Source organism: Streptomyces sp. KL109B (genome assembly GCF_030766935.1).
Classification (GTDB): Bacteria; Actinomycetota; Actinomycetes; order Streptomycetales; family Streptomycetaceae; genus Streptomyces.
This window is the reverse complement of the sequence record NZ_JASERL010000001.1, coordinates 153,552-166,422: the sequence shown is the minus strand read 5'-3', so window position 1 is coordinate 166,422 and position 12,871 is coordinate 153,552. Positions and strand designations below refer to the sequence as shown.

The window sequence follows — 12,871 nt, the reverse complement described above, 5'->3', positions numbered from 1 at the left end:
CATGGTGGTTCTCGGCGTTCAGGCCGGCACCTCGGCCAGCGCCGCCACCGACCGTGCGGACGGCGCCACCGCCCTCCCGCTCAGCGCCTCGCAACGGGCCACCGCCCTCAAGGCCGCACAAACCGAAGCCGCCACCACGGCAGAGCAGTTGAAGCTCGGCGACGGCGAGAAGCTCGTCGCCCGCGATGTCGTCAAGGACGCCGACGGCACCGTCCACACCCGCTACGAGCGCACCTACGACGGCCTCCCCGTCCTCGGCGGCGACCTCGTCGTGCACACCGCGAAGAACGGCGACCTCAAGGGCTCCACCAAGGCCCGCAAGGGCTCCGTGGCCGTGGCGTCGACGGACGCCGCGAGCAGCACCACCGCCGCCAAGAAGTCCGCGAAGTCCGCCGCCGGGGACTCGGTCAAGGGCGCCACCGCCGACTCCGTACGCAAGGTCGTCTGGGCCGCCGACGCCTCGGCCGCGCCCACCCTCGCGTACGAGACCGTCGTCAAGGGCACCCAGCGCGACGGCACACCCAGCGAGTTGCACGTGATCACGGACGCCGCGAGCGGCAAGGTGATCTACAAGTACCAGGCCATCGAGAACGGCACCGGCGTCAGCGAGTACAGCGGCACCGTCACCCTCGGCACCACCGCCTCCGCCTCCGGCGGCTACGACCTGGTCGACGGCGGGCGCGGCGGCCACAAGACGTACGACCTGAACGGCGGCACGTCCGGCACCGGCACCCTCTTCCACGACGCCGACGACACCTGGGGCGACGGCACCGTCACCAACCGGCAGACCGCCGCCGTCGACGCCGCGTACGGGGCCGCCGAGACCTGGGACTTCTACAAGGAGGCCTTCAACAGGAACGGCATCGCCGGTGACGGCAAGGCTGCCTACTCCCGCGTCCACTACGGCAACGCCTACGTCAACGCCTTCTGGTCCGACAGCTGCTTCTGCATGACGTACGGCGACGGCATCAACAACAAGAACCCGCTGACCGCGCTCGACGTCGCCGGGCACGAGATGAGCCACGGCCTGACCGCCGCCACCGCCGGCCTCAAGTACAGCCGCGAGTCCGGCGGCCTCAACGAGGCGACCTCCGACATCCTCGGCACGGCGGTCGAGTTCCACGCCGCCAACTCCGCCGACGTCGGCGACTACCTCATCGGCGAGAAGATCGACATCAACGGCGACGGCACCCCGCTGCGCTACATGGACAAGCCCAGCAGGGACGGCGGCTCGGCCGACTACTGGTCGCGCACCGTGGGCCGCCTCGACGTGCACTACTCGTCCGGCGTCGCCAACCACTTCTTCTACCTGCTCAGCGAGGGCAGCGGCGCCAAGACCATCAACGGCGTCTCCTACAACTCGCCCACGTACGACGGCTCTTCGGTCACCGGCATCGGCCGCGAGAAGGCGGTCCAGATCTGGTACAAGGCGCTGTCGACGTACATGACGTCCTCCACCAACTACGCGGGCGCGCGCACGGCCACGCTGCAGGCGGCCTCCGACCTGTACGGGGCGAACAGCGCGGAGCGCTCCGCTGTGGCGGCGGCGTGGACGGCGGTGAACGTCAAGTAGCGGTTGGCGGGGCGCCGGGGGTGCGGTCGGTGGGGCTGGAAGTGCGGTCAGTGGGGCTGGAAGTGTCCAGTACCGCGATTCCCAACGGTCGTTCCCCCGCCGACAGTCGACGGGTGTCACCGTTGTCGAGGTCGACGACGGTGATCCCGTTCCAGTAGCCGTCGCGGGTGAAGCCGCCGGTGACGTAGGCGGTGCGGCCGTCGTCGGAGACGGCGACGGCCTCGTGCGGACCGTCGAGCGGGATCACCTTCTCCTTGCCGTCCGGCGCCCGGACGGTGAGCGAGGGCCCCTCGTCCCGGGACGGGTCGATGGGCCCGGTGCCGACGGCGAGCAGCGTCCCGTCGGGGGTGACGGTCACGCCGTGCTGATGCGTATTGGCGGTCATCCGCTGGACGCTCGACCGCCCCGTGTCCGGGTCGACGACCACGAGCTTCTCGCCCTCGAAGGGGAAGAGCAGCTTGCCGTCGGAGGGGCGTACGGCGGCGTAGTGCGGCTTCAGCCACGAGCCGAGCCCGCCCTCGGTGCCGTACGGGGCGACCTCGATACGGCGGGTGTCGCCGTCGCGGGTGTCGAGGGCGGTGACGTCGAACGAGTCGTGGTCGGTGGCGTAGACCTGGCGTCCGTCGCGCGACACGTCGACGTCGAAGGGGCGGCGGCCGACGGCGGCGGTGTCGACGACCTTCCTTGAGCTGGTGTCGATGGTCTCCAACGTCCCGTTCCCGTCGGGGACGTTGACGCCTACGTACACGTGCTCGCCGTCGGGCGCGAGGGCGATGCCCATGCCGCCGCCGCGGTACTCGCCGTCGGTGACCGGGCCGAGACCCTCGGTCTCGTACGGGATGAGCGCCTCGCGCTCCCGGCTGCCGGTGTCGACGACGGCGACGCCCTCGGCCGTGGCGACCCAGGCGCGTCCGTCGTCCCCGACGACGAGCCCGTACGGGGCGTGGCCGACCCGCACCGAGTCGAAGGTGCCCTTGCCCGCGGCCGGGTCGACGAAGGAGACGGTGTCGGAGCCGAAGTCGGCGACGAGGAGGGTGCCGTCGGGGGTCTTGGCGGAGGTCTTGGGGGCGGGCGAACTCGGCTTGGGGGAGGCCGATTTGGTGTCCGCCTGTGTCGCGGCGCATCCGGTGGCGAGCACGGCGACGGCGACCGCCGACAGGACCGCGCGCCTCACCGTACGGCCCGCAAGAGCCCGGCGATCTCGGTGAAGCCGCGCCGCTCGGCGTGTTCGAGGGGCGTGACGCCCTCGCCGTCGGGCAGGTCCGGGCTCGCGCCCGCCGTGATGAGCAGCTCGACGATCTCCTGGTGCGCGCGGCCCCCGTCCCCGAGGATCACGGCCTCCAACAGGGCGGTCCAGCCGAGCCGGTTGACGTGGTCGACGTCGATGTCGGTCTCGCGGAGCACGGCGCGTACGTAGTCGACGTGGCCGCGTTCGGAGGCAGGGATCACGGAGATCCCGCCGAACCGGTTGGTGACCTTCAGGTCGGGGCGGCCCGGCAGCAGCGCCCGCATCATCTCCACGGAGCCGGTGACGCCGGTGGCCAGCCACGCGCTGTCGTCGCGGTCGTCCTGGGCGTTGGGGTCGGCGCCGGCCGCGACGAGGGCCTCGGCGGCGGCGACGTGGTCGTTGAGGGAGGCCAGGAGGAGGGGCGTACGGCGGTGTGTGTCGCGCGCCTCGACGTCGGCGCCTGCCGCGAGTGCGGTGCGGACGGCGTCGGCGTTGCCCTGCGCGGCGGCGGCGAGGAGCGAGCGGTTGTTCTCGGTGTGCTGCGACTGCATGGTGCGACTCCACATCAGCCCTGCGCGCCGCAGGGTCGTGCCGTTCTTCGGCTTCGGTATCAGGTTCACGTACATCGTGGCTGGTCGCGTCAGTTCAAGCCCCTGCGGCGGGTGAGCAAATCAAGCCCCTGCGGCGATTGAGCAGCGGGGTCCGGGGCGGAGCCCCGGGGCCGTAACACCGTCGCCGGTGGCACGACCCCGGGCCGAAGAACTAGTTGAGCTCCGCGACCCCGGCCTGCGCGAACTTCTCGTCCTGGTCCCCGGAGGGCGCTCCCGCCACACCGATACCCGCGATGGGCGCACCGTCGACGGCGACCGGCGCCCCACCCGCGAGGAACAACGTGCCGGGAATGTCCTTCAGGTTCGGCGTCGACTCAAGCCGCTTCGTCAGCTCGGACGTCGGCGCGTTCCACGACACCGCGGTGTACGCCTTCTTCACGGCCGACTCCGGCGACTGCGGCCCGGCACCGTCACCGCGCAGCTCGACGATCGTGTTGCCGTTACGGTCGACGACGGCCACGGACACCTTCTGGTTGTCCTTCTTCGCGGCCTTCAGGACGGCCTCGGCGGCGTCCGTCGCGGCACCCACGGTGAGGTGCTTGGACTCGTACGTGTTGCCGGCCTTCGCGGCGGCGGGCTTGGCAGCGGCGGCCTGCGCGGTCGGCTCCGAGTCCGCGGCGGACGCCGAGTACGCGCCGAACCCGCCGACGGCGATCGCGGCGGCCAGGGTGGTGCCGGTGATGACGCGGGTGCGCTTCGAGATCTTCTTGGCGTGCTGCATGGGAACTGCTCCTGGGTGATGGGGAGGGAAGTACAAGAGGAAGAGGAGGAGGGGGGAGGGGGGGAGGTCGATCGGGAGGTCGCCACCGTGGTGGCCGCCGTCCCGCTCTGCAATCAATCCTGGGCCCGTGTCCGGCCCCCACCCGTCGACGTACCGGCTCGACGCACCGCGCCGCCCGGTCGACGCCGGGGTCATCCGATCGGTTGACCCCAGGGGCGTACATCCCGGCGAGAATGGGATTGTTTGCCCAGGTAGACGCCGTGAAGGAGGCGCAGGAACCGTGCCAAGGAACCGGGCCGCACGCGCCGACGACGGCTACGACACGGACATCCGCCGCCTCACCGCGACCATGCACGCCTCCTTCTTCCTGCTGCTTGCCGTGGCCCTGGCCCGCTTCCTGCTGCGCCACTCGCACGACGACCGCACCCCGTGGATCGTCGCGCTCTCCGTGGTGCTGGCCCTGGTGTACGGGGCCGGGCTCGTGCGGGGCGTCGCGGAGCGGGCCACGGTGGGGCAGCGGGTGTGGCTGACGCTGGTGGTCGTGGTGTGGGTGGTGCTCGTGGTCTTCGCGCCGAGCTTCGCGTGGTGCGCGGTGCCGCTCTTCTACACGGGTCTGCGTACGTTGCCGACGCGCGCCGCGCTCGTCCTGGTGGGGGTCCTGACGGTGCTCGTCATCCTCGCCCAGCTGCGTCTCGCCGGCCGCCTCGACCCGGACCTCGTGCTCGGCCCGCCGGCCGTCGTGGTGATCGCCACCGCCGTGTTCCTGCAGATGAAACGGCAGGCCGCGCGCCAGCGCGCGCTCATCGACGACCTCATCCGCACCCGTCGCGAACTCGCCGCGTCGGAACGCCGCGAGGGCACGCTCGCCGAGCGGCAGCGGCTCTCCATGGAGATCCACGACACCCTGGCGCAGGGCCTGTCCAGCCAGCGGATGCTGTTGCAGGCGGCGCAGCGGGTGTGGGACGCGGACCCCGGCAAGGCCCGCGCGCACGTCGGGACGGCCGCGTCCATCGCCGAGCACAACCTCACGGAGGCGCGGCGTTTCGTGCACGATCTGGCCCCCGCCGATCTGGCGCGTGGGCTCGCGGAGGCGTTGCGGGCCGTGGCCGAGCGGGAGTCGGGCGACCGGCTCGCCGTGCGGGTGCGGGTCGAGGACGAGGGGCGGGCGGACCGGTTGCCGGATCGGGTGCAGTCGGCGTTGCTGCGGATCGCGCAGGGGGCGTTGGCGAACGTGCGGGAGCATGCGGGGGCGCGGAGTGCGGCGATCACGTTGACGTTGCTCGACGATCAGGTCGTGCTTGATGTCGCCGACGACGGGCGGGGGTTTGATCCGGCGGCGCTGCCGGGTGGCTCCGCCGGGGTGCGGGGGCATGGGATTCCGGCGATTCGGGCGAGGGTGCGGCAGTTGGGGGGTGTGTTGAGTCTTGAGTCGGAGCCGGGGGAGGGGACGGTGGTGTCCGCCGCGATTCCGTTGTCACCGGGGCCGGGGTTGCGGACTCGGGGCTCTGCCCCGGACCCCGCGCCTCAAGCGCCGGCGAGGCTTGATGGTGCCGAACCGGAGGTGCGCTCGCGGGGCTCTGCCCCGGACCCCGCGCCTCAAGCGCCGGCGAGGCTTGATGGTGCCGAACCGGGGGTGCGGACTCGGGGCTCCGCCCCGGGCCCCGGTGCTCAATCGCCGCAGGGGCTCGATCATTCCGAACCGAAGCGGAGCTCGTCCTCATGAATCAGCGCATCGCTCAGCCCATCCGAATCCTGCTCTGCGACGACCACGTCGTCGTCCGTGCCGGGCTGCTCGCGCTGTTGGACAGTGCGGCGGACATCGAGGTCGTCGGCGAGGCCGGGACCGGGGAGGAGGCGATCGCGCTCGCCGCGAAGCTGGAGCCCGACGTCGTCCTGATGGACCTCCAGCTGGGCGAGGGCATGGACGGCGTGGCGGCGACCCGCCGCCTCACCGCGGACCAGGAAGCCGGGCGGAGCCCCCACGTTCTGGTCCTCACCACGTACGACACGGACGCCGACATCACCCGCGCCATCGAGGCCGGCGCCACGGGGTATCTGCTCAAGGCGGAGCGCCCGGAGGAGCTGTTCGCCGCGATCCACGCCGCCGCGCAGGGCCGCACCGCGCTCTCCGCCCCGGTCGCCAACCGCGTCATGGCCAATATGCGCAAGCCGCGCCCCACCCTCACCGACCGCGAGCGCGACATCCTCGCCCAGCTCGCGCACGGACTCGGCAACCGGGAGATCGCCAAGGCCCTGTTCATCAGCGAGGCCACCGTCAAGACCCACCTGGGCCGGATCTACGACAAGCTCGGCGTGGACACCAGGGCCGGCGCGGTCGCCGTGGCGAAGGAGCAGCGGCTGCTGCCGTGAGGCCGCAACCGTCCCGGCGCCTGCCCGGAGACCGCACCCGTCCCACCCGTGACACCATCTCCTACGTGCTCGACATCGGTTACGCCCTCTCCCGCCGCTTCCCGGACCCGCCGCAGACGGACTACCGGCGCGCGGACGTCCACGCGCTGCGTCACGACCTGTTCAGCGGCGATGTCTACCTGGCCGACACCAAGGCCGACCGGGAAGTGTCCACAGCCTGGGGATGGGTGCCGGTGCTCGACTTCGCGTGGGCGCTGTGCGACATCGTCGAGCAGCTGGACAAGGACCCGCGCGGCAGCCGGTCGGCCACGCCCCAGTACGCGGAGCTGGACTTCACCGAGTCGACCGACCGCATGCTCTTCGAGCGCCGCTTCGGCTGGGTGGACATCGAGGCCGACTGGATGCCGGCCGAGGAGCCCGCGCTGACCTTCTCCCACTCCGAACTGCGCCGCGAGGCCCGGGACTTCCTGCACGACCTGCTGGCCGACCTCACGGACATGCACGAGGACCTGGCGGACAACCCGGCCCTGTGGGACCTCCAGGCCCGCTTCCCGCGCCTCAAATAAAGCCCCTGCGGCGACTGAGCAGCGGGGTCCGGGGCAGAGCCCCGCGACCGCGACACCGGTACCGGTACCGGTACCGGTGAACTACTCCACCCGCACCCCCAGTTCCGCCGCGAACACCTCGGCCAGGTCCATGAGTTGGGCCGGTGAGATCACCGCGCCGCCCAGCCGGTCCACGCCCCGCGCGAACCCCAGCTCCGCCGCGTCCCGCAGGTCGACGTCCGTCAGGGTCGCCGCCGAGAGGTCGGCGCCCTTGAGCACGCAGCCCGTGAACTCGACCCGCTCCAGGCGCGCGCCCCCGAAGTCCGGCTCCACCAGTACGCAGCCGTCGAAGACGACGTCCTTGAGGCGCGCCTTCCGCAGGTTCAGGTAGTCGATCTTCCCGCCTCTGATCACCACCCGTTCCAGGGCCGCCCCGTGCAGCTGGACCCCGCCGAGCCGGGCGTCCACCACCTCGACGTCCCGCAGCGTCGCCCCCGCCAGGTCCGTCCCCACGCCCCGGACGTCGGTCAGCACCGAGTCGATGAATCTGGCCCGCGCCAGGCCCGCCTCGTCGAGCCCGCACGCCGTCAGCGCGCAGTCCATGAACCGCGCCCCGGTCCCCTCCTGACCGGCGAGGTCCACGCCCCGGAACTCCACGCCGTCGTAGTCCCCGTCGGGTTCGAGGCCGCGCTCCTCCCACGGCGCCAACGGAGGCAGCCGCACCTGGGGCCGCCGCGCCTTCTTCACCTTCGTCCCTACCTTCGTCCCGGCCTTCGTCCCTACCTTCGTCCCGGCCTTCGTCCCTACCTTCGTCCCGGCCTTCGTCCCGCCCGTCCGCTTCTCCGCCATGGCCCCCATGCTGCCCCCTGCCACTGACAATCCCCTCCGCCCACCCTCCGGCCTGCGCGAACGCCCCGATGTCACATCCGCGCCCGTCCCACACGTCGTATCCGCGAAGGCCCTTCGCGGGACCCGGGCCCGCCGTCAGTCGTACGACGCGATCACCGAGCCAGGAGCACCACATGCAGCCCACGCACCCCGACCGCCCCGATCGACCTGATCGCCCTGATCACCCCGATCGACCTGATCGCCCTGATCACCCCGACCATCCCGCTCACCCCGACCATCCCGATCACCCCGATCACCACACTCGCCCCACCCACCACACCCGCCCCACCCCGCGCTCCCTCACCGTCATCGGCGGCGGTCTCGCCGGGCTGACCGCCGCGATCACCGCGGCCGAGGCGGGCGCGCGCGTCACCCTGCACGAGGCGCACCACACCCTCGGTGGCCGAGCCCGCACCGGCGACGAGCCCTACCGCACGCACGAGGGCCCGCACGCCCTCTACAACGGCGGCCCGCACTGGACCTGGCTGAGGCAGCGGGACCTGCTCGGGCCGCTCGCCCCGATCCCCGCGCTGGAGGGCGCCCGGCTGCGCTTCCACCGCGACGGGGCGCTGCGCCGCACCCCGCCGCTCGCCCTCCTCCGGCTCGCCCGCCGCAGGCCCGAACTCGCGCCCGTGGACGAGGACTTCACGACCTGGGCCACCCGCGTCGCGGGCCCGGACGCCGCCCGCGCCGCCGCCCACTACACGGCCGTCGCCCTGTTCCACCACGACCCGGGATCGCTGTCCGCCCGCTTCGTGCAGGAGCGGTTGCGCCGCACCGCCAAGGTGCCGCCGGAGGCCCACTATCCGGTCGGCGGCTGGTCCTCGGTCGTCGACCGGATGGCGGCCCGCGCCTGGAACCTCGGCGTCCGCATGGAGACCCTGAGCCGGGTCGACGCGCTGCCCACCGACACCCCCGTCGTCGTCGCCACCTCGCTCGACGCGGCCCGCAGGCTGCTGAGGGACGACTCCCTGACCTGGAACAGCGGCCGTACGACGCTCATCGACCTGGCCGTCCGCACCCGGCGCGGCGACGCCTTCGCGGTGTCCGGGCTCGACTTCCCGGCCTGGCTCGAACGGTTCACGGCCCAGGACAAGTCCCTCGCCCCGCGCGGCGAGAGCCTGGTCCAGGGGCAGGTGCCGATCGCGCCCGGCGAGTCCCGGGCGGACGGTTCGGCGCGCGCCGACGGACTGCTCGATCTCGCGTTCCCCGGCTGGCGCGAGCGCACCACCTGGCGCCGCGACGCCCTCGCGAACGGCCGCACCGGAGCCCTCGACCGCCCCGGCACGACCTGGCGCGACCGCCCCGCCATCGACCGCGGCGACGGCGTGTACCTGGCGGGCGACATGGTGGCGGCGCCCGGCGTGCTCTCCGAGGTCTCCTTCACCAGCGCCATCGAGGCGACGACGCTTGCGCTGCGGCGGCCCGCCCCCACCCGCGGCCTTGACCTCAACCGTGCTTGAGGCCGAAGACTGGCGCCGCCCGCACCGCGCGCCACCCACCAGGAGCCCTCATGCACGCCATCCGCCTGCACGCCTTCGGCCCCGCAGAGAACCTCACGTACGAGACGGTCGAGGACCCCGCGCCCGGTCCCGGCCAGGTGCGGATCGCGGTCGCGGCCGCGGGCGTGCACCTGCTGGACACCGCGATCCGCTCCGGCGTACAGGGACCGCTCCCGGCCCTCCCCGAACTGCCCACCGTCCCCGGCCGCGAGGTCGCCGGCACCGTCGACGCGCTCGGCCCGGACGCCGACCCCACCTGGCTCGGCAAGCAGGTCGTCGCCCACCTCGGCATGGTCCCCGGCGGCTACGCCGAGCTCGCCGTCACGGACGCGGACCGCCTCCACGAACTCCCGGACCGCCTGGACCCCGCGCACGCCGTCGCCATGATCGGCACGGGCCGCACGGCACTCGGCATCCTGAACTTCACCACCGTCACCCCCGACACGGTCGCCCTCGTCCCCGCCGCTGCGGGCGGCATCGGCACGCTTCTCGTGCAGTACGTGAAGCACGCGGGCGGCACCGTCATCGGCCTCGCCGGCGGCCCTGCGAAGGTGGCCGCGGTCGAGGCGAACGGCGCCGATCTCGCCCTCGACTACAACGACCCCGACTGGCCCTCCCGCGCACGGGAGTTCCTCACCGCCCGAGGCATCCCCGCCGCCACCGTCCTCTTCGACGGCGTCGGCGGCCCGGCCACCGACCGCGCCCTCGACCTCCTCGGTCCCGGCGGCCTGCACCTCGTCTTCGGCTGGTCCGCCCAGGGCATCAGCGCCGACGAGGGCCCGCACCTCCTCGACGCGGCCGAACTGGCCCGCCGGGGCCTCACCCAGGAGCAGGTCCTCGGCCCGCCGATGATGCGCAGGGCGGGCGGCGCCAACCCCCTGCGCACCCTCGAACTCGCCGCCCTCGACCACGCGGCCCGCGGCGTCCTCACCCCCTCCGTCCACCGCTTCCCGCTCAAGGAGGCCGCCGCCGCGCACCACGCCCTGGAGACGCGCGGCACGACGGGCAAGGTCGTCCTGGAGCCGTGAGCGCCCCTCAGCCGGTGGGCCGCAGCCGCTTCTCGAACCAAAGGTGCGCGTACGGCTCGTCGTTGAAGGCCTCGACCTCCTCGAACCCGAACTTGCGGTACAGGCCGATCGCCTCGTGCAGCGCCTTGTTGGTGTCCAGGCGCAGCAGTTCGGCGCCGTGCCGCACGGCCCGCGCCTCCAGTTCCGTGAGGAAGCGGCGGGCGAGGCCGAGGCCCCTGGCCTTCGGCGCCACCCACATGCGCTTCACCTCGGCGGCGCCGCCCGGCGGCAGCTTGAGCCCGGCGCAGCCGACCGGCTCCCCGTGCAGCCGCGCCACGACGAACTGCCCGCGCGGCGGGGCGAGTTCACCGGCGTCGGGCAGGAGGCTGCGCGCCGGGTCGAAGCCGGTGTCGAAGCGCTCCTGGACCTCGGCGAAGTAGCCGCGCAGGCAGAGCTCGGCGTCGGGGTGGTCCGGCGGGACGTCGTCCAGGGTGACCGTCCCGGCCGTGAGCAGCCGGTCCACCTCGGCCATGGCGGCGACCAGGCGGGCCCGCTGGGCGGTGTTGAGCGGGGCGAGCAGCGAACCGGCGGCCTCGTCGCTGCGCCGGTCGAGCAGGGCCCACTCCTCGCGCCCCCGCTCCGTGAGGCGCGCGGTGCGCACCCTCCGGTCCCGCTCCAGCGGCTCCACCACGACGAGCCCGTCCGCCTCCAGGGCGCGCAGCAGCCGGCTGACGTACCCGGAGTCGAGCCCGAGCAGGTCCCGCAACTTCCTTACGTCGAGCGGCCCTTCGGCCTCCGCCTGCCCGGCGCCGCCGATCTCCCACAGCAGCCGGGCCTGCCCGTAGGGCCGGTCGGTCCCGTGGAACCGCTCCTGGAGCACGCCCACGCGCTCGGTGACCACCCGGTTGAACCGCCGCACCTGTGCGACCTGGACATCGGGATCGGTACCGGCATCGGCATCGGCATCGGCATCGGAGGCATCACTACGTTCACGCATTCTCTGACCTTAGTCAGAGAATGCGTCCGTACGCCACCCTAGGGCGTGCCCACCGCCTTCAGCGCCTCGTCCGTCAGCCGGTACACCGTCCACTCGTCCTGCGGCCGCGCGCCCAGCGCCTCGTAGAACTCGATGGACGGGGTGTTCCAGTTCAGCACCGACCACTCCAGGCGCTCGTACTCCCGCTCCACGCACAGCCGCGCCAGCTCCGTAAGGAGCGCCTTGCCGTGGCCGCCTCCGCGCGCCTGGGGACGTACGTACAGGTCCTCCAGGTAGATGCCGTGCACGCCGCGCCACGTGGAGAAGTTCAGGAACCAGAGCGCGAAACCGACCGCTTCACCGCTCTCGTCCTCGGCGATGTGCGCGTACGCCGCCGGGCGCTCGCCGAACAGTGCCTCGCGCAGCTGCTCCTCGCTCGCCCGCGCCTCGTGCAGCGCCTTCTCGTAGTCGGCGAGCTCGCGGATCATGGTGTGGATGACGGGGATGTCGTCGGGGGTGGCGGTACGAATCATGACCGCAGATTAATGCGCGGCGTCCCGCAGCCTGCGGGCGATATCCAGATCGTGGACGCCGAGGGGGCGCCCGTCCTCGATGTCCCACAGCGCGTTCTGCAGCACCCGGCCGAGCGTCCACGCCCTCGCCCGTTCCCTGTCGAGGCCCAGGGTCTCGCTCATCGCGTCGAAGCGCCACGGCGTCTCGTCCGGCTCGTAGCGGTTGTTCAGCGCGGGCCAGAGGTCGAAGCCGGGGTCGCCGGCGAGCGGCTTCGGGTCGATCGCGAGCCAGGGTTCGCGCTCGGCGGCCAGCACGTTCTCGAAGTGCAGGTCCCAGTGCAGCAGCCGGTCCCCGGGCTCGTCCACGACCTCGCGCACCGCGGCCGCGCAGTCGGCGATCAGCGCGCGCTCGGCCGGGTCGGGCAGGCGGCGCAGTGCGTCGGGGGTGTCCGCGAGCATCCGCCCCGCGATGTCGGAGAGCCGCCGTACGCCTTCGGGGGCGGGCCCCGCCGTGAGCCGTGCGAGCAGTTCGGCGATCACGAGCACGGCCTTGCGCGAGTCCGTCATCCCGCTCAACATCCGGCCGCCGTCGGCGCGTTCGAGCAGCATCGTGCCGGTCTTGTCGTCGTAGCGCAGCAGCCGCACGGCGCCGTCGCCGTCCCACACCCGCAGCGCGACCGGCTCGCCCTCGGTCTCCTCGTCGAGCACCTGGAACTTGACCGCCGCGGGCCGCCCGTCACCGCACACCACGGGCACGACGAGCGCCGCCATCCCGTGCATCAGCGGCCCGTCGGGCACCAGCTCCCACCGCTCGAAGAACTCCTCCACGCGCGCGGGGAGCGCCGCGACGAACGCGCGGCCCGCCTCCCCCGCGTACGCGTACTGCGACTCAACAAGGCCCTTTGGTACGTCGATCACGTCCGCGACCCTAGGGGCGC

General features: G+C 72.8%; 13 protein-coding genes. 6 read left to right on the top strand and 7 right to left on the bottom strand.

Annotation, left to right across the window (positions count from 1 at the left end; all coding sequences use genetic code 11):
- Position 1 precedes the first annotated feature (1 nt).
- Complete coding sequence (locus RBJ65_RS00815; protein WP_306322958.1) at positions 2 to 1,573, top strand: M4 family metallopeptidase; 1,572 nt, start codon at positions 2 to 4, stop codon at positions 1,571 to 1,573.
- On the opposite strand, the gene RBJ65_RS00810 is transcribed toward RBJ65_RS00815, so the two are convergent.
- From RBJ65_RS00810 to RBJ65_RS00800, 3 genes are all read right to left on the bottom strand, one after another.
- Positions 1,566 to 2,747 (bottom strand): YncE family protein, encoded by a 1,182-nt coding sequence (locus RBJ65_RS00810; protein ID WP_306322947.1) that lies wholly within the window; start codon positions 2,745 to 2,747, stop codon positions 1,566 to 1,568. The two genes, RBJ65_RS00815 and RBJ65_RS00810, sit on opposite strands and share 8 nt — an antisense overlap.
- Positions 2,744 to 3,352 (bottom strand): ankyrin repeat domain-containing protein, encoded by a 609-nt coding sequence (locus RBJ65_RS00805; protein WP_306322948.1) that lies wholly within the window; start codon positions 3,350 to 3,352, stop codon positions 2,744 to 2,746. Before RBJ65_RS00805 ends, RBJ65_RS00810 begins: the two co-directional genes overlap by 4 nt.
- Positions 3,353 to 3,563: 211 nt before the next feature.
- Entirely contained in the window at positions 3,564 to 4,133 is a 570-nt protein-coding gene (locus tag RBJ65_RS00800; protein ID WP_306322949.1) for a heme-binding protein, read from the bottom strand.
- 349 nt (positions 4,134 to 4,482) lie between these two features.
- On the opposite strand from RBJ65_RS00800, the gene RBJ65_RS00795 reads away from it, so the two are divergent.
- From RBJ65_RS00795 to RBJ65_RS00785, 3 genes are all read left to right on the top strand, one after another.
- Positions 4,483 to 5,856: a sensor histidine kinase gene (locus tag RBJ65_RS00795; protein ID WP_306321530.1), complete on the top strand. Its 1,374-nt coding sequence runs from the start codon at positions 4,483 to 4,485 to the stop codon at positions 5,854 to 5,856.
- Positions 5,853 to 6,503, top strand: coding sequence for a response regulator transcription factor (locus RBJ65_RS00790; RefSeq protein WP_306321387.1), 651 nt, complete (start codon positions 5,853 to 5,855; stop codon positions 6,501 to 6,503). Before RBJ65_RS00795 ends, RBJ65_RS00790 begins: the two co-directional genes overlap by 4 nt.
- A 65-nt stretch (positions 6,504 to 6,568) precedes the next feature.
- A complete protein-coding gene (locus RBJ65_RS00785) occupies positions 6,569 to 7,069 on the top strand; it encodes a hypothetical protein (RefSeq protein WP_306321531.1) in 501 nt (166 codons plus the stop codon).
- 81 nt (positions 7,070 to 7,150) lie between these two features.
- Here RBJ65_RS00785 and RBJ65_RS00780 read toward each other — a convergent pair whose 3' ends face one another.
- Entirely contained in the window at positions 7,151 to 7,897 is a 747-nt protein-coding gene (locus RBJ65_RS00780) for a pentapeptide repeat-containing protein (protein ID WP_306321388.1), read from the bottom strand.
- A gap of 173 nt (positions 7,898 to 8,070) precedes the next feature.
- Between RBJ65_RS00780 and RBJ65_RS00775 the strand changes: the two genes are divergently transcribed.
- Together RBJ65_RS00775 and RBJ65_RS00770 are read left to right on the top strand one after the other, a co-directional pair.
- On the top strand, positions 8,071 to 9,399 hold the full coding sequence (locus tag RBJ65_RS00775) for an NAD(P)-binding protein (protein ID WP_306321389.1): 1,329 nt from the start codon (positions 8,071 to 8,073) through the stop codon (positions 9,397 to 9,399).
- A gap of 50 nt (positions 9,400 to 9,449) precedes the next feature.
- The gene (locus tag RBJ65_RS00770; protein ID WP_306321390.1) at positions 9,450 to 10,466 is read left to right on the top strand and encodes a zinc-binding dehydrogenase; all 1,017 of its coding nucleotides are present in this window, start codon (positions 9,450 to 9,452) and stop codon (positions 10,464 to 10,466) included.
- Between the two features lie 7 nt (positions 10,467 to 10,473).
- Here RBJ65_RS00770 and RBJ65_RS00765 read toward each other — a convergent pair whose 3' ends face one another.
- The 3 genes from RBJ65_RS00765 to RBJ65_RS00755 are packed head-to-tail and all read right to left on the bottom strand — an operon-like array spanning position 10,474 to position 12,851.
- Positions 10,474 to 11,442, bottom strand: coding sequence for a bifunctional helix-turn-helix transcriptional regulator/GNAT family N-acetyltransferase (locus tag RBJ65_RS00765; RefSeq protein WP_306321391.1), 969 nt, complete (start codon positions 11,440 to 11,442; stop codon positions 10,474 to 10,476).
- A 38-nt stretch (positions 11,443 to 11,480) separates the two neighbouring features.
- On the bottom strand, positions 11,481 to 11,954 hold the full coding sequence (locus RBJ65_RS00760; RefSeq protein ID WP_306321392.1) for a GNAT family N-acetyltransferase: 474 nt from the start codon (positions 11,952 to 11,954) through the stop codon (positions 11,481 to 11,483).
- A gap of 9 nt (positions 11,955 to 11,963) precedes the next feature.
- Positions 11,964 to 12,851 carry an aminoglycoside phosphotransferase family protein gene (locus RBJ65_RS00755; RefSeq protein WP_306321393.1) on the bottom strand — a complete coding sequence of 296 codons (888 nt, stop codon included), beginning with the start codon at positions 12,849 to 12,851 and terminating at the stop codon, positions 11,964 to 11,966.
- Positions 12,852 to 12,871: the final 20 nt, after the last annotated feature.